The organism is Pseudonocardia kunmingensis, from assembly GCF_006716445.1.
Taxonomy (GTDB): Bacteria; Actinomycetota; Actinomycetes; order Mycobacteriales; family Pseudonocardiaceae; genus Pseudonocardia; species Pseudonocardia kunmingensis.
Genome location: NZ_VFPA01000001.1, coordinates 88945 through 110626, shown reverse-complemented (window position 1 = coordinate 110626; position 21682 = coordinate 88945). Strand labels below are relative to the sequence as shown.

24 protein-coding genes are annotated in these 21682 nt (G+C 71.7%); 10 read left to right on the top strand and 14 right to left on the bottom strand.

Annotated features, from left to right (window positions below; genetic code table 11):
• Nucleotides 1–86: 86 nt before the first annotated feature.
• From FB558_RS43015 to FB558_RS00445, 14 genes are all read right to left on the bottom strand, one after another.
• Complete coding sequence (locus FB558_RS43015; protein ID WP_170231135.1) at nt 87–260, bottom strand: acyl-CoA-like ligand-binding transcription factor; 174 nt, start codon at nt 258–260, stop codon at nt 87–89.
• Nucleotides 241–813 (bottom strand): glycoside hydrolase family 88 protein, encoded by a 573-nt coding sequence (locus FB558_RS00505; RefSeq protein ID WP_142047078.1) that lies wholly within the window; start codon nt 811–813, stop codon nt 241–243. Before FB558_RS00505 ends, FB558_RS43015 begins: the two co-directional genes overlap by 20 nt.
• Nucleotides 810–2003 (bottom strand): CaiB/BaiF CoA transferase family protein, encoded by a 1194-nt coding sequence (locus FB558_RS00500; protein ID WP_246106180.1) that lies wholly within the window; start codon nt 2001–2003, stop codon nt 810–812. Before FB558_RS00500 ends, FB558_RS00505 begins: the two co-directional genes overlap by 4 nt.
• A gap of 9 nt (nt 2004–2012) precedes the next feature.
• Nucleotides 2013–3215, bottom strand: coding sequence for an acyl-CoA dehydrogenase family protein (locus tag FB558_RS00495; RefSeq protein WP_142047076.1), 1203 nt, complete (start codon nt 3213–3215; stop codon nt 2013–2015).
• 1 nt (nt 3216) lies between these two features.
• On the bottom strand, nt 3217–3627 hold the full coding sequence (locus FB558_RS00490) for a MaoC family dehydratase (protein WP_233159929.1): 411 nt from the start codon (nt 3625–3627) through the stop codon (nt 3217–3219).
• A gap of 81 nt (nt 3628–3708) precedes the next feature.
• A complete protein-coding gene (locus FB558_RS00485) occupies nt 3709–4731 on the bottom strand; it encodes a LacI family DNA-binding transcriptional regulator (protein WP_142047074.1) in 1023 nt (340 codons plus the stop codon).
• A complete protein-coding gene (locus FB558_RS00480; RefSeq protein WP_142047072.1) occupies nt 4728–5654 on the bottom strand; it encodes a dihydrodipicolinate synthase family protein in 927 nt (308 codons plus the stop codon). Before FB558_RS00480 ends, FB558_RS00485 begins: the two co-directional genes overlap by 4 nt.
• Before the next feature lie 36 nt (nt 5655–5690).
• Nucleotides 5691–7028 carry a TRAP transporter large permease gene (locus FB558_RS00475; RefSeq protein WP_211365922.1) on the bottom strand — a complete coding sequence of 446 codons (1338 nt, stop codon included), beginning with the start codon at nt 7026–7028 and terminating at the stop codon, nt 5691–5693.
• Nucleotides 7025–7618: a TRAP transporter small permease gene (locus tag FB558_RS43010; protein WP_170231134.1), complete on the bottom strand. Its 594-nt coding sequence runs from the start codon at nt 7616–7618 to the stop codon at nt 7025–7027. Before FB558_RS43010 ends, FB558_RS00475 begins: the two co-directional genes overlap by 4 nt.
• A gap of 5 nt (nt 7619–7623) precedes the next feature.
• Entirely contained in the window at nt 7624–8829 is a 1206-nt protein-coding gene (locus FB558_RS00465) for a glycoside hydrolase family protein (protein ID WP_142047069.1), read from the bottom strand.
• Between the two features lie 34 nt (nt 8830–8863).
• Nucleotides 8864–9676 carry an enoyl-CoA hydratase/isomerase family protein gene (locus FB558_RS00460; RefSeq protein WP_142047067.1) on the bottom strand — a complete coding sequence of 271 codons (813 nt, stop codon included), beginning with the start codon at nt 9674–9676 and terminating at the stop codon, nt 8864–8866.
• Entirely contained in the window at nt 9661–10437 is a 777-nt protein-coding gene (locus tag FB558_RS00455) for an SDR family NAD(P)-dependent oxidoreductase (protein WP_142047065.1), read from the bottom strand. The genes FB558_RS00460 and FB558_RS00455 overlap by 16 nt, the downstream gene beginning before the upstream one ends.
• A complete protein-coding gene (locus FB558_RS00450; protein ID WP_142047063.1) occupies nt 10430–11455 on the bottom strand; it encodes a TRAP transporter substrate-binding protein in 1026 nt (341 codons plus the stop codon). The genes FB558_RS00455 and FB558_RS00450 overlap by 8 nt, the downstream gene beginning before the upstream one ends.
• Before the next feature lie 179 nt (nt 11456–11634).
• The gene (locus tag FB558_RS00445; RefSeq protein WP_142047061.1) at nt 11635–12546 is read right to left on the bottom strand and encodes a LysR family transcriptional regulator; all 912 of its coding nucleotides are present in this window, start codon (nt 12544–12546) and stop codon (nt 11635–11637) included.
• Nucleotides 12547–12568: 22 nt separating this feature from the next.
• On the opposite strand from FB558_RS00445, the gene FB558_RS00440 reads away from it, so the two are divergent.
• From FB558_RS00440 to FB558_RS00395, 10 genes are all read left to right on the top strand, one after another.
• A complete protein-coding gene (locus FB558_RS00440; RefSeq protein WP_142047059.1) occupies nt 12569–13666 on the top strand; it encodes a LysR family transcriptional regulator in 1098 nt (365 codons plus the stop codon).
• A 109-nt stretch (nt 13667–13775) separates the two neighbouring features.
• Nucleotides 13776–14246 carry a 2,4'-dihydroxyacetophenone dioxygenase family protein gene (locus FB558_RS43005; RefSeq protein WP_158228303.1) on the top strand — a complete coding sequence of 157 codons (471 nt, stop codon included), beginning with the start codon at nt 13776–13778 and terminating at the stop codon, nt 14244–14246.
• Complete coding sequence (locus FB558_RS00430) at nt 14239–15051, top strand: SDR family oxidoreductase (RefSeq protein ID WP_246106179.1); 813 nt, start codon at nt 14239–14241, stop codon at nt 15049–15051. The genes FB558_RS43005 and FB558_RS00430 overlap by 8 nt, the downstream gene beginning before the upstream one ends.
• Complete coding sequence (locus FB558_RS00425; RefSeq protein WP_142047057.1) at nt 15048–16046, top strand: zinc-dependent alcohol dehydrogenase; 999 nt, start codon at nt 15048–15050, stop codon at nt 16044–16046. Before FB558_RS00430 ends, FB558_RS00425 begins: the two co-directional genes overlap by 4 nt.
• 3 nt (nt 16047–16049) lie before the next feature.
• Nucleotides 16050–17093, top strand: a complete 1044-nt coding sequence (locus FB558_RS00420; RefSeq protein WP_211365920.1) for a glycoside hydrolase family 88 protein — start codon at nt 16050–16052, stop codon at nt 17091–17093.
• 24 nt (nt 17094–17117) lie between these two features.
• Nucleotides 17118–17969: a branched-chain amino acid ABC transporter permease gene (locus FB558_RS00415; RefSeq protein WP_142047054.1), complete on the top strand. Its 852-nt coding sequence runs from the start codon at nt 17118–17120 to the stop codon at nt 17967–17969.
• Nucleotides 17966–18985, top strand: coding sequence for a branched-chain amino acid ABC transporter permease (locus FB558_RS00410; RefSeq protein ID WP_142047052.1), 1020 nt, complete (start codon nt 17966–17968; stop codon nt 18983–18985). Before FB558_RS00415 ends, FB558_RS00410 begins: the two co-directional genes overlap by 4 nt.
• On the top strand, nt 18982–19761 hold the full coding sequence (locus FB558_RS00405) for an ABC transporter ATP-binding protein (RefSeq protein WP_142047050.1): 780 nt from the start codon (nt 18982–18984) through the stop codon (nt 19759–19761). The genes FB558_RS00410 and FB558_RS00405 overlap by 4 nt, the downstream gene beginning before the upstream one ends.
• A complete protein-coding gene (locus FB558_RS00400) occupies nt 19758–20531 on the top strand; it encodes an ABC transporter ATP-binding protein (RefSeq protein ID WP_211365917.1) in 774 nt (257 codons plus the stop codon). The genes FB558_RS00405 and FB558_RS00400 overlap by 4 nt, the downstream gene beginning before the upstream one ends.
• Nucleotides 20528–21667, top strand: a complete 1140-nt coding sequence (locus FB558_RS00395; protein WP_246106178.1) for a CaiB/BaiF CoA transferase family protein — start codon at nt 20528–20530, stop codon at nt 21665–21667. The genes FB558_RS00400 and FB558_RS00395 overlap by 4 nt, the downstream gene beginning before the upstream one ends.
• Nucleotides 21668–21682 lie beyond the last annotated feature (15 nt).

Below are 21682 nucleotides of genomic sequence, written 5' to 3'. Positions count from 1 at the left end.
AACCATGGCTACTCGTGAAGTACTCGGCGGGCATGCACCGGCGCGGCCTCGTCTGCAGGTGTCTGTCCGGCGCTCGAGTTCACACGTCAGACCTCAAAGTGAAGGCCGAGTGCGTGCATGCTCGCGTCAAGCAGATCGGACATTGCCGCCGACTCGTCGTCGAGCCACACGTCGTGGGCGGCGAGCCCGATGGCGAGCGCCGCCCGCGCGACGGTCCTGGGGAGCAGGTCGTCCGGTCGCTCACCGGCGCCCGCGTTCACGTCCGGGGTCAGGGCGGGCGCCGGTGGCGGGGTCGAGCTCGCTGGACCGGACCACCGACCCGTCCTCGCGCATGTGGAGGTCGAGCACCCGCTGGGTGTGCGCCCTGGCGATGTCCGCGTACCGCGCTTCGCCGGTCACCCCGTGAGCCCACAGCAGGAGCGGGGTGGCCTGCAGGGAGTCGATGCTCGCCGCCGCGGAACCGACAGCATGCGACTCCTCGGCCTGCGGGCCGAGCGCCACGCTGCGAAAGAAGCCGAAGCCCTTGAAAGCCGTGGTCCGGTCAGCCCGTTCCGACGTGCGCGCGCACCAGGCGCGGGCCGCGTCCCGGTAGCGGTCGTCCCCGGTCTGCGCCGCAGCAGACCAGAGCATCCCGGGCCACGCGCCGCCGGTCCAGTCGCCGTCCTCGGTGCAGAACCACTCACCCGTCGTGGGGTCGGCCCAGTGCGGGAAGCCGGGGAGCTCCGACCCGAGCATGTCGTCGACCCGGGCGAGCATCTGCGCGCGGGCCTCGCCCCAGTCGACCGCCGGCACCTCCGTCCGACCGCGGCTCACGTGACCGCACCGACCTTCCGCAGAGCGTCGACCTGCTCGCGGGAGTAGCCGGCCTGGCCGAGCACCTCGTCGGTGTGCTCGCCGTGACCCGGCGGCACCTGGCGGGTTCCGGCCGCTCCGGAGCTGTATCGGATGGGGTGCTTCAGCAGCCGCACCGTCCCGGCCTCCGGGTGGTCGATCTCCTCGACGGGGTCCAGGTGGGTCACGAGCGGGTCGTGGTCCACCTCGTCGTAGTCGTTGACCGGGGCGCACCAGACGCCGTGCGCGCGCAGCAGGTCGAGCAGCTCGGCCCGGCGGAAGGAGCGGAGCAGGGGGGCGAGCGCGCTGTGGATCTCGTTGCGTTTCGTGAGCGCGACCTGCGGGTCCAGGTGGTCCGCGAGCTCCTGGGGGTCGCCGAGTGCCTGGCTGACGGCGCCGACCGGCGACACCGACAGCGCCACGTACCCGTCCTCGACCTCGTAGAAGCCGTAGGGGGCCTGGTGGAACGACGACGCGAGGTCCGTCGACGGGCGCTCCACCGTTCCGCCGTTGAGGTGGTAGGTGTACGGCTCGAGCTGCAGGTCGAGAGCGGCCTGCACCATCGTCACCTCCACCCGCTGGCCCTCTCCGGTCGCGCTGCGGTGGTGCAGCGCGGCGAGGATGCCCATGGCGAGCAGCGAGGCGCCGTGCTGGTCGACGATCGCGGATCCCGCGGCGACGGGCGGCCCGTCGCTGCGGCCGGTCGCCGCGGCGAGGCCGGTGGTGGCCTGCAGCAGCAGGTCCTGCCCCGGCAGGTCCCGGTACGGGCTGTCCGACCCGTAGCCGGAGGCGCAGGCGTACACCAGGTCCGGCTTCAACCGGCTCAGCTCCGGGTGGTCGAGCCCGAGCTTCTCCATGACCCGCGGTCGGAAGTTCGACACGACCACGTCGGCATTCCGGCAGAGCTCGCGGGCCACCTCGAGCCCTTCCGGCCGCTTCAGGTCGAGGCTGACGCTGCGCACGTTGCGGTGGGCCAGCATGAAGAAGCTGCTGACCCCGTTGACGTAGGCGTCCGCGCCCGCCCACCGCCGCTCGTACGGTCCGGCAGGCGGTTCGATCTTGACGACGTCGGCGCCCATGTCGGCGAGGTACTGCACCGCTGCCGGCCCGAGCAGGAACTGCGTGAAGGCGATGATGCGCACGCCCTCGAGCAGCTTCAGGGACTGGTCCACTGGTCCTCCTCAGGAGCTGACGGTCGGTCGGTCGGCGGCAGGGCTGGGTCGGCGGGCCCCGAGGGCGTCGCGCGCGATGATGACGCGCTGGATCTGGTTGGTGCCCTCGTAGATCTGGGTCAGCTTGGAGTCGCGGTAGATCCGCTCGACCGTGGACTCCTTCGTGTAGCCGAACCCCCCGTGCACCTGGACGGCGTTGCTCGCGGTGCGGACGGCGACGTCGGAGGCGAAGAGCTTGGCCATCGACGCCTCGGCGGCGAAGGGCAGGCCCTGGTCCTTGAGCCGGGCGGCGTGGTGGACGAGCAGGCGGGCGGCCCCGGTCTCGGTCGCCATGTCCGCCAGCATCATCTGCACGGCCTGCTGGTCGCCGATCGGCCGCCCGAAGGCCTCCCGCTCCTGCGCGTACGCGAGGGAGGCCTGCATCGCCCCGGTCGCGAGGCCGAGCGCGAGGGACGCGATGACGATCCGCCCGTTGCTGAACGAGCGCAGCACGCTGGGGAGGCCTTCCCCGGGGACGCCCAGCACGGCGGACTCCGGGACGCGCGTCCCGTCGAGGACGATGCCGGCGGTGGCGAGGCCCCGCATCCCCATCAGCTCGTCCTTGTGCCCGACGACGAACCCCCGGGAGGGGTCGCCGTCGGGGCTCTTCTCCACGAGGAAGGTGGTGAAGCCGCGCTTGCCCGCCGCGGGGTCGGTCCTGGCGAGCACGACCGCCACGTCGCCGACCGCGCCCGCGGTCATGAAGGCCTTCGTCCCGCTGATCACCCAGCCGTCGCCGTCGCGCTCGGCCCCCGTCCCGATCCCGCTCACGTCGGTGCCGGCGTTCGGCTCGGTCACCGCGATGAGGCAGATGCGCCTGCCCGCGGCGATCGCGGGCACGAGCCTGCGACGCTGCTCGTCGTCGCCGGCGCGCGTGATCAGCTCGCTCTGCAGCTTCGCCAGCAGCACCGCGTTGGCCACTGTGCCCGAGGCCGCGGCGAGCTCCTCGAGCACGAGGCACATCGAGACCTCGTCCATGGCCGCGCCGCCGAACTCCTCGGGCAGGGTGATGCCGAGCAGGCCGATCTCGGCCATCTCGCCGTAGAGGTCCCACGGGAAGGCGTCGTCCCGGTCGATCTCGGCGGCCCGCGCCGCGACGCGCTCGGTGGCGAACCGCCTGGCGAGGTCGCGCGCGCTGCGCTGGTCCTCGGTCAGGAACACCGACGATGCCACGTCAGACCCGCTTCAGGATGTGGGTGGCGGCGGAGACGAGCTCCCCGTCCTGGTTGAACACCTTGACGTCGGACGTGCACCGCTGCTCCTGCTCGTCGACGTCGGCGACGGTGTAGCGCACGGTCAGGGTGTCGCCGATGAACACCGGCTTGATGAAGCGCACCCGGTCGTAGCCGTAGGAGACGGTCGGGGGGTTGCCCAGGCTCTCGATGAGCTTCGACGAGCACGTCGACATGAAGGCGATCGACAGCACGCCGTGTGCGATGCGCTTCCCGTACCGGGTGCCGCTCATGTACTGCTCGTCGACGTGGTTGGGGCTGAGGTCGCCGCTGATCCCGGCGAAGCCGTAGACGTCGGCCTCTCCGACGGTCTTGCTGAAGGTCGTTTCCATTCCGACGGTCGGCTGCTGCACGTTGTGCTCCTTTTTCTCCGTAGCTGGGCAGACGTCACCCGTCGGGCGACGTGAAATGACGGTGGGGCGGGACGCCCGGCCTCAGGGACGCCGGCTGCTCTCCCGCACCTCGAGGTGGTAGGCGAACTGCCGGACGGGCGCGGCGACCTCTCCGGTCGCCATCTCGAGGATGACCTCCATCGCCGCGCGCCCGAACTCGTACTGGGGGAAGCTGACGGAGGTCAGCCGCGGCGAGACCAGCGACGAGATGGGGATGTCGTCGCAGCCGACCACCACCACGTCCTCGGGCACCCGCCGCCCGTGCTCGGTCACCGCCTGCACCGCCCCGATCGCGGTGTAGTCGTTGAAGGCCATCACCCCGTCGAACTCCACGCCCTCGCCGAGGGCGGCCCGGGCCGAGGAGTAGCCGGCCTCGACCGAGAAGTCACCCGTCCGCACGAGCCGCGGGTCGAGCGCCAGCCCGTGCCGCTCGACGGCCTGCCGGTACCCGCGCAGGCGCTCCTTGTTGATGAGCCAGGTGGGCCGCCCGGCGAGGCACAGGATCCGGGTGCTGCCCTGCTCGACGAGGTGGTCGACGGCCAGCTCGATCGTGCCGGCGTCGTCGACGCGGACCGACGGGCAGTCCAGGCGGTGCGGGCCGATCGCGACGACGTGGATGCCGTGCCAGGGGAAGTCGGTGAGGTGGGCGTCCTCGTCGATCCCGCCGCCGGCAAACACGATCGCCTCCACCTGCTGGTCGGCCAGCAGCTCGACGTAGGAGCGTTCCTTCGCCGGCTGGCGGTCGGTGTTGCACAGCACGACGGTGTAGCCGGCCTCCTGCGCCGCGTCCTCCAGACCGCGGGCGAGCTGGTGGAAGTAGGCATCGGCGATGTCGGGCACCAGCAGGCCGATCGCCCGCGTGTGGCCCTTGCGCAGCGCCACGGCGAGCGAGTTCGGGCGATACCGCAGGTCCTTCGCCGCCGCCAGCACGCGCTGCTTCGTGGCCTCGGAGATCGCGACGTCCTGACCGCGCAGCACCCGGGAGACGGTGGTGACCGACACCCCGGCCCGCTGCGCGACCGCCTTGGCGCCCTTCGCGGGGGCGTCCGGTGCGGGATCGGTCACGACCGGGCACCGGCCGGGAGCAGACCGGCTTCGGAGAGCGCGCGCCGCAGGTCGGCACGTTCGGCCTCGGTGACCGGGACCAGCGGCGCCCGCACGGTGGGCGTGAGCTCGGCGCCGAGCATGACGAGCTGCTCCTTCATGCGCGCGTACATGTTGGGCATCGGGTCCCGGTAGACCACTGCGGTGAGCGTCTGGAGCGGACCGTAGACCTCCCGCGCGCCGGCGAGGTCACCTGCGGCGACCCTCTCGTACAGCTGCGCCTGCAGCCCGGCGACCACGCTGCCGTGACCGGACAGGATGCCGTCCGCGCCGAGCGCCAGCGTCGGCAGCAGGTTCGTGCTGAAGCTGCTCAGCATGGTGACCTCGTGGCCCGCCGACCGCGCGATCCCGAGGTTGCGCTCGTACACGCGGATGTCCAGGCTCCACTCCTTGATCGCCACCACGGCGTCGAGGGTGCAGATCCGCTCCAGCAGCTGCGCGCCGTACTGCATCCCCGTGAAGTCGGGGTAGACGAAGGCGACCAGCGGCAGCGGGACCGTGCTCGCGACGTGCTCGAAGTGGCGCAGCGCTGCCGCCGGATCGGCGTCGTGCGCGAGCGAGTCCGGGGGGAGCACCAGCAGCGCGTCGGCCCCCGCTGCGCGGGCGTCGCCCGCGTACGCCGCCGCCTCGCGGTGGTCGCGGGCGTGGATGCCGCAGATGACGGGCACCCGCCCGGCCACCGTCGCGACGGCGATGTCCACGGCCCGCCGCCGCTCCTCCCGGCTCAGGGTCGAGACCTCCGCCGCGTGCCCGTTGCAGGTCAGCCCGCGGACGCCGGGCGTGGAGACGAGCTGCTCCAGGTGGGCGGCGTAGGCCGTCTCGTCGATGCTCCCGTCGGGGTGCATCGGCAGGATGCACGCCGGGATGACTCCGCTCAGCTTCATGTGTTCCTCACTACCGTTCGCTCCCTGTCGTCGACGTCAAGGGCAGATGAAGCCATCGCCGCCCGGTGCGGGGAAGCAGCCCGCGGCCTGCGGGGTGAGCAGGCGCGGCAGCCACAGCGAGATCTCCGGGAAGAACACCAGCAGTGCGATGACGCCGAAGAAGATGCCGTACAGCGGCACCGATCGCCGCACCCCGGAGTAGAAGCTGACCTTCGCGAAGTACGTGGACAGCAGCAGCGAGAGGCCGTAGGGCGGGGTGATCAGGCCCAGTGCGAGTGTGACGATGACGACCACGCCCATGTGGATCGGGTTGACGTCGCCCTGTTCCTGCAGCGTCGCGATGATCGGCATCAGCACGATGATCGCGGGGATGGCGTCGACGAACTGCCCGATGACGACGAGCATCACCACGACCGTGAGCAGGATGCCGACCGCCTCCTCGCCCGCGACAGCGAGCACGACGTCGGACACGGCCTCGGCACCGCCGAGGTAGGTGAACAGCCAGGCGAACGCGGACGCTGCGGCGACCGCGATGAGCGGGAGCGCGTAGAGGACGGCGGCGTTGACGAAGTCCCGCGGGAGCCGGGGGAGGTGGTTGCGCGCGGTCAGCGGGACCAGCACGATGATCACGAAGACGGCGGCGATCATGCCGGCCTCGGTGGGGGTGAAGGCCCCGCCCAGGATGCCGCCCATGATGATCAGCGGGATCATCATCGGCAGCGCGCTGCCCTTCGCCGCACCCGCGATCTCACGGAACGACGCCCGTGGCCGGGGCTCGCCCGCGTGCACGAAGAAGTAGGCGTAGAGCATCAGGCCGGCACCGATCATGAGCCCGGGAACGGCGCCACCGAGGAACAGGCCGGCGATGGACACACCGCCCGCCGCGCCGTAGACGACCGCGAGGATGCTCGGCGGGATCATGTTGGCGATCGTCGACGAGGCAGCGATCAGCGCCGCCGCGCTCGCCATGTCGTAGCCCTCCTTGCGCATGGCAGGCAGGAGGACCTTCGCGTTGGCGGCGACGTCGGCGGTCGAGGAGCCCGACACCCCGGCGAACAGGATGCTGAACAGGGAGTCCACCTGGGCGAGGCTGCTGCGGATGTGGCCCACCAGGGACTGCACGAACCGGATGATCTTCGTCGTGACGTCCGTGGAGTGCATCAGCTCGGCCACGAGCAGGAAGAAGGGCAGCGCCAGGAGCGGGACGCTGTTGACGCCGTTGAACAGCTGCGAGACGACGGCCTCGAAGCCCGCCCCGGACAGCGCGGTGCCGACGAGGACCGCCCCGATCAGCGCGAACGCGACGGGCGTGCCGAGGAAGGACAGGCCGAGGAAGAGCCCCAGCATCACGAGGATGACCACGTCGTTGCTCATGAGACCGGCCCGTCGAGTTCGGCGGCGCGCAGCGCCTGCTCGCGGGGATCGTGGGTGGCGCCTTCGAAGCCCGTGCGCCAGCCCTTCACGAGTCGCTCGACGGCGAAGACCGCGGACAGGACGGCGAAGACCGGGACGGCCCCCGTGAGGTACGCCAGCGGCAGCCCGGTGACCGGGAGCAGGTTGCCGAAACCCTGCTGGAAGACGCGGAACCCGGTGACGGCCACGGTCACCGTGATGCCGATCATCACCAGGCTGTTGAACGTCTCCATGGCGAGCCTGCGGCGTCCGGCCATCGAGGTCGTGACGGACGTGAGGTAGATGTGCTCGTTGCGGCGCAGGGCCACGGCGGCGCCGAGGAACAGGCCCCACACGAAGGCGATGAGCGTGGCCTCCTGCAGCCACAACCACGGTGCGCCGAGCGTGCGGGTGAGCACGTCGAGCAGGACGGTGCAGGTGAACGTGAACAGGAGCAGCCCGCACACGCACAGGAGGACGAGCTCGACCGCGTCGAGCGCGCGCACCTTGAGGTGGCGCTCCTCCTGGGAGATCAGGCTGTTGCCGGCGAGGAACTCCGCGACGGTAGCCACCTGTGTCACCCCCGCCCTGCTGCGTCGGCGGGTGCGGTGCACCGGTCGGCCCGCCCTCCGAGCACCGTGGCCAGGGGCAGCGCCCCGTGCGCCACGGCCATCGCCAAGGCGTAGTAGAAGTCGCCCCACGCCGTGGCGCCGTCGACGCCCCGGCCGTGCGGCACCGAGTAGCACGAGTGCAGCAGCACGCCGTCGACGTCGTCCTGCCGGTTCAGGGCGGATCGGGTGAGGGTGGCGAGCAGCTGCCGTGCGGAGGTGTCGAACCGGTCGCGGGCCGCCGGGTCCGGGTGGTGGGTGCCGAGGATCAGGTACCCGAGGGCGACGGCGGCGCCCGCGCTCGCGTCCGGAGGCGCCTCGGCCGAGCGGTCGGCGAAGTCCCACGGGGGAACGGCGTCGAGCGGGCTCATCCGCTCGTAGTAGGCGGCGGCACGCTCCGCGGCGGCCAGCAGCTCCGGCTCGCCGCAGGCCGCGTAGGCCCAGGCCAGCCCGCCGATCGCCCAGCCGGAGCCGCGCGACCACGCGGAGGCCGGCGACGCGCCCTGCAGCGTCGACTCGGCCAGGAAAGCGCCGGAGACCGGGTCGAGATCCATGAGGTGCACGGTCGAGCCGTCGGGCCGCACGAGCAGGCGGGCCGAGGTGCGGGCGTGCTGCCGGGCGACCTCGAGGAGGCGGGGGTCCCCCGTCAGGTCGTGGGCCCACCACAGCAGCGGCAGGTTCATCAGCGTGTCGATGGTGCTGGTCCCGGCCCCGCGCAGCTCGCCGACCGGACCGAAGGCCTGGATGTAGCGGCCGGGCTCGTTGAACCGTCGCACCGTCATCCGCGCGGCGTCGAGGGCGGGTGCGACGTCCTTCTCGTCCAGGAAGCCGCACTGGTAGCCGAGGGCGAGGCTGGGGTGGAAGAGGAACCCGAGGTCGTGCGTGGTGTGGTCGCACGCGCGCTCGCGCAGGTCGATCAGCTTGGCCCGGGCGCGGTCGGCGGGCGCGTCGTCCTGCAGCCCGCGAGCCGCGAGCCACATCGTCCCGAACCAGAATCCGGCGGTCCAGTTGCCGTGTTCGTAGCTCGCGCCGTCCCACGAACTGACCGCCGAGGCGTCGAGCAGCTCCCATGCGCCCTTCTCGCTGCAGTGGGGGTAGTGCCGATCGGGGTGCCGGCGGGTCCGTCGCTCTTCGCGTCGGGCTGCCGCCAGGTAGTCGGACCAGTCCTGGTTCACCGGTGGGGTCCTTCCGCGTCGGGGTCTCGTGGGGTCATCGGTGCGCGAACCGGGGTGGGCGGGAGTCGAGGAAGGCGCGGACCCCCTCCTGCGCGTCCGCGGTGCCGAACAGCCCGGCGATGAGCTCCGCCTCCAGCTCCTGCCCGGCGCGGGCGCCGTGGGCGAGCCCGTGGTCCACGGCCCGTTTGATCGCCTGGACCGCCATGGCGGGCAGCTGCGCGATCCGCCCGGCCAGCTGCAGGGCGACGTCCTCGGCGGTGCCGGCCGGCGCGACCTCGTCGACGAGCCCGAGCGCTGCCGCCCGCTCGGCGTCGACGGTCTCGCCGAGGAGCATCAGGCGTTTGGCCTGGGACGGGGCGATGAGGCGGGGGAGCCGGGAGGTTCCGCCGCCCGAGGGGAACACACCCAGCTTGACCTCGGGGAGGCCGAGCCGGGCGCCGGCGTCGGCCACCCGCAGGTCGCACGCGAGGGCCAGCTCGAGCCCGCCGCCGAGCACGTGGCCGGTCAGGGCCGCCACGACGGGCTGGGGGAGGCCGGCGATCGCGTCGTAGCAGGCGTGCTCGTGCTGCGCGCGGCGCCGGCCCGCGGCCGCGTCGACGGGGAACTCGCGGATGTCCGACCCCACCGAGAACGCGCGCTCGCCGGCGCCGGTGAGCACCACCGCGCGCACCGACCGGTCGTCGCGGATGGCGTCGGCGATCCTGTGCAGATCGCCGCGCAGCTGCGAGGTGAGCAGGTTCAACGGCGGGTTCGAGACCCGGACGACCGCGACCGGGCCGTGCGACGAGACGTCGACCGACGGTGTCGTCGCCGGGGTTCCTTCCGCGCCGGTCACCGGGCCCGCCATCCGCCGTCGATGACGAGCACCTGGCCGGTGATGTAGTCGGAGGCAGGGCTGGCGAGGAACACGAACAGCCCTTCGAGGTCCTCGGGCTTCGCGAAGCGTCCGAGCGGGATCCGCCCGAGCAGCTCCTCGGTCCTGGCCGGCTCGCCCCAGATGTAGGGGCCGGTCATCGCCGTGTCGACGTAACCCGGGGCGACGACGTTCGCGCGGATCCCGTGGACGCCGACCTCCGAGGCCAGGCTGACGGTGTACTGGGACACCGCGCCCTTCGTCGTGGCGTAGGCCGTGCGCCGCTCCAGGCCGGTGACCGAGCCGAGCGACCCGACGTTGATGACCTTGCCGTAGCGCTGCTCGATCATCGTGGGCAGGAACCGCTGGGTGACGCCGACGGTGCCGCCGACGTTCACGTCCCACATGACCTGCAGGTCCGCGAGCGTCAGCTCGTCGATCGGGGCGCGGCGGATGACGCCGGCGCAGTTCGCGACCACGGAGACGGGTCCGCGGTCGGTGGCCTCCTCGACGAGCCGGTCGAGGTCGGCCTCGTCGGTGACGCTGCCGGCGACCGCGACGACCTCGCTGCCGTCGGCGCGGATCGCGGTGGCAGCGTCCTCGAGCTCGGCGGCGAGCAGGTCGAACATCACGACGACCGCTCCCCGCCGGGCCATGGCGCGGGACGCCGCGAACCCGATGCCGCGGGCCGCGCCGGTGACGACTGCGACGGCGCCGTCCAGGTCGAACACGTCGCCGCGCCGTGCGTCAGCCATTGCGCGTCACCGAGCGGACCGCGTCGAGGATGGTGACGGCGTGCGGGCCGAGGCCCTCGGCCACCTGGTCCTGGAGGGGGACCGAGCGCTGGCGGAAGCTCTCCTTGTCGACGTCCTCGACGAACTGCACGCCGAGCTCGCGGTACTCCGTCTGGAGCTCCTGCTGGAGCTCGAAGGCCGCCCGCGGCTGCTCGTCGCGCACCCGCATGGCCGCCTCCGTGACCGCGGTCTGCTGTTCGGGCGTGAACCCGTCCCACGTGCGCTGCGAGACCCAGAGGACCTGCACGTTGCCGGCGTGCTCCGTCATCGACATGACCGGCGCCACCTCGTAGTGCCGGTTGAGCCCGTAGTAGGTCACGGCGTTCTCGGCCGCGTCGACGGTGCCCGTCTGCAGCGCGGTGTAGAGCTCGGGGAACGCCATGTGCACCGGCTGCGCCCCGTACGCGCTGAAGATGGTGTCCTCCGTGGCGGTGGCCTGGACCCGGACCGCGCTGCCCTGGAGGTCCTGCACGGAGCGCACCGGGGAGTCGCCGTACATGTTGCGCAGGTCGAGGGTGAAGAGCGTCAGCGGCCGCGCGCCCTGGACGCGCTCCGCGGCCATGGCCTGGTACGCCTCGTTGACCTCGGGGCTGCCGACGGTCGCGATCACGTCGTCCGGTCCGTCGAAGAGGTAGTGCAGCGAGAGCACGCCCGACTCGGGAGCGATCGCCGCGGCGTTCGCCGTCGAGGAGAGGACGAAGTCGATGTCTCCGCTGCGGACGGACTCCAGCAGCGCCGGTTCGCCGCCGAGCTGCGCAGCCGGGAACATCTGCAGCTCGAAGGCGCCGTTCGACACCTCGTCGAGGCTGTCCTCGAAGATCTCGGCGGCGAGCTCGTGCCCCGTGCCGAGCGGGCCCTCGTAGGCGAACGTCAGCTCTGCGGTGCCGCCGCCGGCCGGGCCCTGTCCTCCGCACGCGGCAACGGCCAGCAGTGCGGTGGCGAGAGCTCCGGTTGCGAACACCCGTGTCCTGAGGGGCATGTGGGTTTCCTCCCTGCGCCGCGCCAGTGCGAGTGGGGGGTGGGTGTTGAGGACGCGTCCTGCAACTTCGGACGGTTACGCAATCGATAGCGCAACCGATTGCGCAGCGAACTGTAAGGAGCCGCTGCGTCTGAGTCAAGGGTCGGTGGCGGCCGCTCCAGGCCCGGCCGGAGGCGGGTTCAGCGCGGCGGCAGTGGACCGCGGATCGGACCAAGGAGATCGTCCTGACGAGCGGCGACGATCTCCTGCATCAGCACCTCCACCGCTCGGACCCGGGTGAGCCGCGCGTGCTCGCGGCGCAGCGCGAGCCAGTAGGTGCCGCGGAACTGGAGCTCGGGGAGCACCGGGACCAGGCGCGGGTCGTGTGCGGCGATGTACTGGGGTAGGGGTGCGATGCCCACACCCGCCGCGGCGGCCTGCCAGTGCGCGACGAGGTTGGTGGACTGAATGGCGATCTGCGACGGCAACAGCGCGTGCAGTGCGCTCAGTGGCGGCACGTCCAGCATGTCGTCGATGTGCCAGATGACGACGTGGTCGGCGAGGTCCGCGGCCGAGCGCACCCTCGGGTGGCTGCTCAGGTAGTCGGGGGTGGCGTAGAGGCGCAGGTAGAAGTCCGTGAGGTGCTGCCGGACCACCCTGCGCGAGCTGGGTACGCGTTGGATCACCGCCAGGTCGAACTCCTGCAGCGTGTGCGCGACGTGCGGGCTGGCGGTGATGAGCTCCACGGTCAATGCAGGATGGTCCCGTTGCAGCGCACCGAGTGCAGGGGCGAGGAGGAAGGCCCCGAAGCCGTCGGGGCACACGATGCGGACCGCGCCGGTCAGCGACTGGCCCCGTCCCCCCAGGAGCTCTTCGGCGGATGCGACTGCGGTGGCGACCAGCTCTGCCGGACCGAGCAGCCGGTGCCCGCTCTCCGTGAGCTGCCAGCCGTGCGCTGCGCGGTCGAACAGCCGCTGTCCGAGCGCGCGCTCGAGGGCGACGACCCGGCGGCCCACGGTGGTGTGGTCCACGCCCAGCTGGGCAGCGGCCAGCGTCAACCGACCGCGCCTCGCGACGGCGAGGAAGTACCGGAGATCGTCAGCAGACACCACGCGTGCGATTGTGCACAGGGCCGTGGAGATCTGCGCCTTGCGTGTGCAGATCTGCTGCTCGCATGGTGAGCGTCACCGGGTCGGCGGAAGTCGACTGCGCCAGATTCGAACGCTCAGTGAGGAGCGCAACCATGGCAGCCACCATTCCGGCCGCCGGCCGGGGCGAGGGCGGACGGTCGGTGGCATGAGGCTGGAATGGCTCACGAGTTTCGTCGCGGTCGTCGACAACGGCGGCTTCGCCGCCGCGGCGAACGCCACCTACCGGTCGCAGCCGCGGGTGAGCACGCACGTCGCCGAGCTCGAGCGACGGCTCGGAGCCACCGTGATCGACCGGCACGAGCGTCCGGTGAAACTCACGGCGGCGGGCGCCGCCTTCCTGACGCACGCGCGCGCGGTGCTCCGGCACCTCGAAGCAGGCGGACTCGAGGTCGCCGCGGTCCTCGACCTCCTGCGCGGCAGCGTCAGCCTGGGTTTCTACCCGAGTGTCGGCGCAGCGTTCGTGCCTCGGCTCCTGCGCGAGTTCACCCGGAAGCACCCGGACGTCACGGTCTCGCTACTGGAAGCGCCGACGACGCTGCTGGGGCGGGCGCTGCGCGAGGGCAAGGTCGAACTCGCGCTCCGTCCGGTCCTCCCGGCCCCCGTCGAACCGCTGTCGTCCCACGTGCTGTGGGAGGAGCCCCTTGTGGCGGTCGTACCGGCACAGGGACACCCGTTGAGTGGGCGGGACCGGGTGGGCCTCGCCGAGGTCGCTGCACATCGGATCATCACGATCGGCAGCACCACGGAGGGGAACCAGCAGTTCGAGACCCAGGAGGCGTTCCGGCGCGCAGGCCTGGATCCCGACATCGTCCTGCAGACCAACGAGCCGCAGACCCTGGTGGCACTGACGCGGGCCGGCTTCGGCGTGGGCGTGACCAACGCGCTCGCAATGTCGATCTCCAAGCTGCAGGGCATCGCCGCCGTGCCGATCCGCGATGCCCTCTGCATGCGTCAGGTCGCGCTCTTCTGGGACGATCGCCGCGATCTGCAACCGGCGGCGCGTGTTCTCATCGAGTCCATCCGGTCTGCGCCGCCTCCCGAGGCAACGGCGGCAGTGCCGGCCCAGATCGGGAGCTGCTGAATATCCCCACAGCGGATATCCACTATCCGCGGCACGTTCTGGTGATTCGCATCCGCGCTCAGTAGCGTCGTTCGCACACAAGGTCCAACAATGCGAGGTGGTCAATCCGATGTCGACCGTGGAAACCCGTTCGGTCACCGACCTGCTGGTGCAGACGGAACAGATTCCGTGGGTCCCGCAGGGCGAGAACATCTGGTTCAAGCCCGTGCGCCTGTCGCCTAGCAGCTCGACATGGGTGAACCTGCTCAAGGTGACGAAGTCCGGGCGGATCTCGCGGCATCGTCACCTCGGTGCCGTGGAGGCCTGGGTGATCAAGGGGAGCTGGCGGTACCTCGAGCACGACTGGGTGGCTCACGCCGGGGACTTCGTCTTCGAAGGCCGCGGGGACGTGCACACCCTCGTCACGGACGGCGCCGACGAGATGATCACATTGTTCAACATCCACGGGCCGATCGAGTACCTCGATGACGACGACCGCGTCCTGCGGACGGAGACGCCGGAGACCAAGCTGGCGTTGTACGAGGACTTCTGCAGGCGGGAGGGCTTGAAGCTCGCGCCGGTGGTCTTCTCTCGTGACTAGGATCGCGGCGCGCCGGATCTACGAGACGGCCCGGGCGGTCGCTCCGAAGCCCCTCCCGATGTTCTCGCTGCGCGGGCGCCGGGCCCTCGTGACCGGAGCCGGGAGCGGCATCGGGTCCGCGATCGCCGCCGGCCTCGCGGCCGCCGGGGCCGACGTCGTGCTCGGCTCGGATTCGGCCAACCTCGCCGCGATCGCCGGCCGGGTGCGCGAGCACGGAGTGCAGGCCGTTGAACTCGTGACGGACCTCGCTGATCGTGCCGCCACCGACCGAGCGATATCGGAACTGCTGGCGAACCGGGCGGTGGACATCCTCGTCAATAATGCCGGGGTTATGCGGCGCGCGCCCAGTGAGCGGTTTCCGGATGGCGATTGGGATGCGGTGCTGGAGGTCAACGCCACTGCCGCTTTCCGCCTCGCGAAGGCGGTCGGCGGGCCGATGCTGGATCGCGGCCAGGGAAAGATCATCAATATTGCTTCGATGCTGAGTTTCCAAGGTGGATGGCACGTGCCGGCGTACGCCGCGAGCAAGCACGCGATTCTCGGACTGACCCGCTCGTTGGCCAACGAATGGGCAGGTCGGGGCGTGCAGGTCAATGCGATCGCGCCCGGCTACATCAGCACGGCGACGACGGCGGCACTGCGCGCGGACACCGATCGCGAGCGGGAGGTGCGGGGGCGGATCCCGGCCGGCCGGTGGGGCACGCCGGACGACCTGGTGGGAGCGGCGGTGTTCCTCGCCTCGGCGGCCTCGGACTACGTGTCGGGTGCCGTCGTCGCGGTGGACGGGGGCTGGCTTACCCGGTGAGCGGTCCCGATCAGGAGGGCACATCGATGCGGGCAGTGCAATGGGGCGGCGCGGGCGTGGTCTCGGTCGCCGAGAAACCGGCCCCCGCGGCGTCTCCGGGCTGGGCCGTGGTGGACGTCGCCTACGCGGGCATCTGCGGAACGGACCTGCACATCTGGCAGGGCCTGCATCCGCGTGCGAAGCCGGGTGTCGTGCTCGGCCACGAGATCGTCGGCTGGACCGCGGCCGAGACCGGCGGCATCGCGGCCGGGACCCCGGTGTTCGTCAACCCCTCCCTCTCCTGCGGGGAGTGCGTCCCGTGCCGCACGGACCTGAGCCATATCTGCGATCGGCTGGGGCTCCTGGGCATTGACGTTCCCGGCGGGTTGGCGACGCAATTGGCGGCTCCCGAAGGAGGGTTGGTAGCACTGCCTCCCGGTCTGGACCTGCACACGGCTGCGTTGATCGAGCCGACGGCGGTGGCCTCCCGCGCGCTCCGCCGGAGCGGGGTGCGCCCCGAGGACGCCGTGCACGTCGTGGGCGCCGGGCCGATCGGCCTGCTCGTCGGCCTGCTGGCCCAGGCGACCGGGTGCTCGGCGATCACGTTCAGCGAGCCGATCGAACATCGGGCGGAGGCGGCGCGGCAGCTCGGGTTCGAGGTGCCGGCGCGGCCCCCGCAGGCCCCGGTGGTGTTCGACTGCACGGGACACCCCGCCGTGTCGCCTGGGGTCACGGGGGCGGTGGCGACGGGCGGGACCCTGGTGGTCGTCGGGATCTACCCGGGCAGTACCCCGTTCGATCTGCAGGACGTCGCCTTCCGCGAGCTGGATGTGGTCGGCACGCGGACCTACGAGCGTCCCGACATCGATGCGGCGGTCGTGGCGCTGGCATCCGGATGCATCGATCCCCACGTGTTGATCACGTCCACGGTGCCGCTCGGCGATGCCGCGGCGGCCTTCGAACGACTCGGGTCCGGACTCGAACTGAAAGTCATCATCGATGCACGAAAGGGCTGACAGGTGAGCGAACAGAACCTCGAGAGCGTGGTCAAGCGGGTCCTCACGTACACGATCACGATCGACCGGCAGCGTGACGACTGGCAGCGCGCGTCGGCGATGAGCGGTGTACTGGCCTGCGGGGACGACCAGGAGGTCGCCGTCGTCAAGGGCTGGCTCGATCGGGCCGTCGCCACCCAGAACTCGCAGGGCAACCTGTCGTTCAGCGAACCCGAGTACTTCCCTGCGGGCAGCCACGTGGGGCGCGCGACCCCGCACGGCCCGCTCAGCTCGAGCTTCGGGTACCCGCTGCTGGAGCTGCACCAGCGGACCGGCGACGCCCGCTACCTCGAGGCTGCCGAACGCCAGGTCGCAGCGCTGATGCGGGCACCGCGCACCAGCGACGGCGGCATCTGGTCGCACAAGGACGGCCCTGAGCTCTGGGTGGACTTCGTCTACATGATGTGCCCCTTCCTCGCCCGCTTCGGCACGGTGACCGGGGACACCGCCTACGTCGACGAGGCGTTCCACCAGTTCGACGTGCATGTCCAGCACCTGGTCGACCCGCAGGCGCACCTCGCGCGGCACGCCTGGCGCGAGACACCGAACTCGTTCCCCCAGTCCACCTTCTGGTCCCGCGGCAACGGATGGCTGGTGGCCGCAGCCGTGCAGCTGCTGGAGCTGTGCCCGGACCACGAGAAGAGCCGGTGGCTGGCGGATGCGGCGGTCCGCACCCTGAGCGCGATGGCGCGTCACCAGGACCGCACCGGGTACCTCCGCAACATCCTCGACGACCCGGACTCGCCGCTGGAGTCGTCGGGCAGCGTGATGTTCGCCTACGCCGCGGCGAAGGCGGTGGAGCAGGGACTGGTCGACCCCGAGCTGATCGACGCCGCGGTGCGCGCCGTCCGCGTCGTGAGCGGTGAGGTGAGCGAGGACGGAGCGGTCCGCGGCGTCTCGGTGCCGCCCGGTGGCCCCGGGGTCCCGTTCGGTGTGACCCCGTTCGGGCAGGGCTTCTTCCTGCTCGCCTGCGACGCGCTCCGCAAGCCCCTCGGGCTGCCCGGCTGACGCCGGCCGGAGAAGGAGACAACGGTGTCGACATTCGTCGAATTCCTCATCCACGGGGTCCTGGTCGGGGTGACCTACGGCCTGTTGGCCATTCCGCTCACGCTGGTCTACACAACCACCGACACGGTGGACCTCGCCGTCGGCGGGTACGCCGTGCTCTCCGGCGCGCTGGCCTCCGTCGTCGGCGGCGTCACCGGTGTGCTTGTCGGACTCGGCGCCGGCGTGCTCGCCGCCGCGACCGTCGGCACGCTCTTCGTGATCCTCGCCCGCGCCGGTGCGCCGGACCCGGTCACGGTGGTCCTCGCGACGTTCGGGTTCAGCATCGCGCTCGCCTCGGTGGTGCTGTGGAGCATGGGCTCCGACCCGTTCGTCGCGCGTGCGTTCACGGAGTTCTGGCAGGTCGGGACGATCCGGGTGAGCCCGCAGGGCGCGATCAACCTGGGGTTGGCGGTCGGCATGCTCGTCGGGCTGCTCCTGCTGCTGTACCGGACGTCGCTGGGACGCGCGATGCGCGCGAGCGCGGTCAACGCGGTGGGTGCTGGGCTCGCCGGAATTCCGGTGCGCCGGGTCCAGTTCCTCACCTTCGTCTCCGGGGGCCTGATGGCGGCGGCGGCCGGCGTCCTCGTCCTCTACACGACCGGCATGGACTACACGAGCGTGCTGCAGCTCGGACTGCTGGCCATCGGCTCGGCGCTGGTCTTCGGGATGCGTCCGATGCGGGCGTTCGCCGGCGGGATCGCGATCGGCGTCGTGGAGGCACTCGCCGGTGGCTACATCTCGGGCGGATGGTCCGCGGCGATCCCGCTGCTGTTCATCCTGGCCATGCTCGCCTCCGGGCGCCTCGGCCGGCTGTCCGCGGCGGAGGTGCGGCCATGACCGACCTGCTCCACCGGCAGCGACCGGCGCTGGTCCTGCTGGTCGCCGTGGCGCTGGCGAGCACCGTCGTGCCGCTGTCCGCCGTGGCGACCGACACCTCGGTGACCATCGCGATCTACGCACTGATCGCACTGTCGGTCGGCCTGAGTTGGGGACAGGCCGGGATCCTGTCGATCGCCCAGGCCGCCTTCGCGGCGATGGGCGCCTACGCCACCAGCATCGTCACCATCAGGTGGGACCTCTCGCCGTACCTGGGTCTGCTGCTGGCGATCGTGGTACCGGCCGCCGTCGCCTACCCGCTCGCCCGCGTGGTCACCCGGCTCGCGGCGCTCTCGCTCTCCATCGCGACGTTCGCGTTCGGGGAGATCTTCTACACGGCGGTCCGGCAGGGCGGCGACCTCACCGGGGGGTACATCGGGCTGTCCGGGGCACCGGAGGTCTCGATCGCGCCCACCTTCGTCTCGTTCCACTACCTCGGCTGGGCCTGTGTCGTCGTCGTGGTCGCGCTGTACTCGAACCTGCGGGCGTCGGCACGGGGGCGAGCCCTGCGCACGATCCGGCACGACCGGATCCGGGCCGCCGCCGACGGGGTGAACGTGCCGCACACGCTGGGCTCGCTGTTCGCCCTGTCCGCCGCCGTCACCGGCCTCGCGGGCTGGCTGTACGCCCACTACATCACCTACGTCGGGCCCGAGTCGCTGGACACCAACCTGTCCATCTCGGTGCTGCTCATGGCGGTGATCGGCGGGGCCGCAACGGTGCTGGGGCCGGTGGTGGGCGCAGCACTGCTCACCGTCGCCGACCAGTTCCTCCCGGCTGAGGAGGCCAAGGGCCTGTTCTACGGCGCCGTCCTCATCCTCGCCCTCCTCGTCCTGCCGAAGGGCCTGCTGGGGATGGGTTGGCCGCTTCGCTCCCGTCGCCGCAACGGGCGCGGGGAGCAGGGCCCAGCCGCCCCGGTGCGGGACGAGACGCGGCCGCTGGTCGCTGCGCCGACCAGGAAGGGGGCCGGCGGGTGATCGACGTCAGGAGTGCCACCGTGCAGTTCGGCGGGGTCACCGCGCTGAAGGAGGTCGACCTGGCGGTCGACCGCGGCCGGGTCTGCGCGGTGATCGGCCCCAACGGTTCCGGGAAGACCACGCTGTTCAACACGATCTCGGGGTTCGTCTCTCCGACTGCGGGCAGCGTTCTTGTGGACGGGCGCGACGTCACCCGGGTGGCCGCCGACGGGCGCGCCCGCCTCGGCCTCGCCCGCACCTTCCAAACTCCCCGCGTCGACGTGGAGGCGACGGTGCGGGAGACCGTGCTGTGCGGGTTCCTGCCCTCGACCCGGTCCGGGCTGCTGGCCGCGCTGATCCGGACACCCCGGGTGCAGCGGGAGGAACGCCGTCTCGCCACCGAGGTCGACGAGCTGCTGGAGCGGTTCGGTCTCGAGGGTCACGCCGGCCACCGGCTCTCGGAGCTGCCGATGGGGCTCGTCCGGATCGTCGACGTGGCCCGGGCGATGGCGATGCGCCCGAAGTACCTGCTGCTGGACGAACCGGCGGCCGGCCTGACCACCGACGAGCAGCAGCTGCTGGTCAGCGAGATCCGCCGGGTGGCCGGGGAGGGAGTCGGCGTGCTGCTCGTCGAGCACAACTTCGTCCTCGTCCAGGACGTGAGCGAGCACGTGGTGGTGCTGGAGCGCGGCGCGGTCCTGGCCGAGGGCGCGCCCGGCGTCGTCGCCGAGGACCCGCGGGTGGTCGACGTCTACCTGGGCGTGACCGACGAGGACAGCGCACTGGAGACGACATGACGACCGCTGACGAGAGCGCCGCGCGCATCCGCGCTGCCAGCGCCACGATGGAACCGGCGCTGACGTGCGAGGGCGTGTCCGCGCGGTACGGGCGGATCGAGGTCTGCCGGAACATCAGCCTCACCGTCGCGGAGCGCGAGGTCGTCACCGTGCTCGGCCCCAACGGCGCAGGGAAGAGCAGCCTGCTGGGCGCGCTCGGCGGCCAGGTGCGCGGTGGCGGGGCCATCCGGGTCGGTGGTCACCGGATCGAGGCGCTGCCCGCTCACCGGCGTGCTGCCGCGGGTCTGGCCCTCGTCCCGGAGGGGCGGGGGAACTGCTTCGGCTCGCTCACGGTGCGGGAGAACCTCCTCCTCGGTGCGCGACTGGCCCCGCGGAACGAGCGCGACACGGTCTACGCCGAGGTCCTGGACCTGTTCCCCAGCCTGCGGTCCCGGTTGTCGCAACCCGCCTCCGCGTTGAGCGGAGGCGAGCAACAGATGCTCGCCATCGGGATGGCGCTGGCGGGGCGGCCGAAGCTGCTCGCGCTGGACGAACCGTCCCAGGGGCTCGCCCCCACGATCTTGCGGGACCTCACCCGGCTGTTCGCACTGCTCCGTGGGCGCGGCATCGGACTGCTGATCGCCGAGCAGAACCACGCGTTCGCGGCCGCGATGGCCGACCGGTTCGTGGTGATCGTCGGAGGCGAGCTGGTCGCCGAGGGGACCCGCGACGAACTGCGGCGCGACGTGATCGCCGCCGCCTACCTCTCGAAGGACGGGGAGCGATCGTGACACCACCGCCCGCCGGCGCCCTGCACGGCATCCGGGTGATCGATATGAGCCGGCTGGCCCCCGGCCCGTTGTGCTCCATGATGCTGGCCGACCTCGGCGCAGAGGTGATCGTCGTGGGCGGCGGCCGGTCGGGGCTGCCGCTGACCGCGCTCAGCCGGGGCAAGAGGTTCATCAGCCTGGATCTGAAGCGGGACGGCGGTCGGGCCGCGCTGCGCCGGCTGGTGTCCGAGGCGGACGTCCTGCTCGAAGGCTTCCGCCCGGGGGTGGCCGACCGGCTCGGTGCCGGATACGCGGAGCTGTCCGCGGTGAACCCGCGCCTGGTGTACTGCTCGCTCACCGGCTACGGGCAGGACGGCCCGCTGGCGACGACCGCCGGTCACGACATCAACTACCTGGCGCTGTCCGGCCTGCTGGGGGCGGTGGGGCCGGTCGACAGACCGCCGTTGCCCCCGCTCAACCTGCTCGCCGACTACGGGGGTGGCGGGATGCTGGCGGCGTTCGGGATCGTCTCGGCGTTGCTGGAGCGGGAACGCTCCGGACGGGGCCAGCACGTCGACGCCGCGATGGTCGACGGCGTCGTCGCGATGATGGTCCAGCACTACTCCGTGTGGGGGCAGCCGACCCTGCCGGACCGGGGGCGCGGCCTGCTCGGCGGTGAGGCGCCCTTCTACCGCTGCTACGAGTGCGCCGACGGCCGGTACGTCGCGGTGGGAGCGTTGGAGGACGCATTCTTCCGCGCGCTGTGGGACGGGCTCGGCCTCGGCGACTGCCCGCAGCACATGTCGCCGTCCGCCTGGCCGCAGATCGAGAAGGTGCTGAGCCAGAAGTTCCTGGAACGGACGCGGGACGAGTGGGCCGAGCACTTGGAGGGCACCGACGCCTGCGTGACGGCGGTGCTGGCGCCGGACGAGGTGCACGGCCACCCGCAGATCCGCGCTCGGCACGGCGCGCTCGCGTTCCCGGAAGGGCCGCCGGTACCGCTGCTGTCGCGGACGCCCGGGGTGGCGGCGCCGGCCGAGCCGGCGGACCAGACCGAGGCGGTGCTGGGCGAGCTCGGGCTGGACGCCGACCAGATCGCTGCGGCCCTGCCGGACGAACCCCGAGCCGTGCAGGGGCTGACCTGGCCCCCCATCTGAGTGCCCCCGCCACCC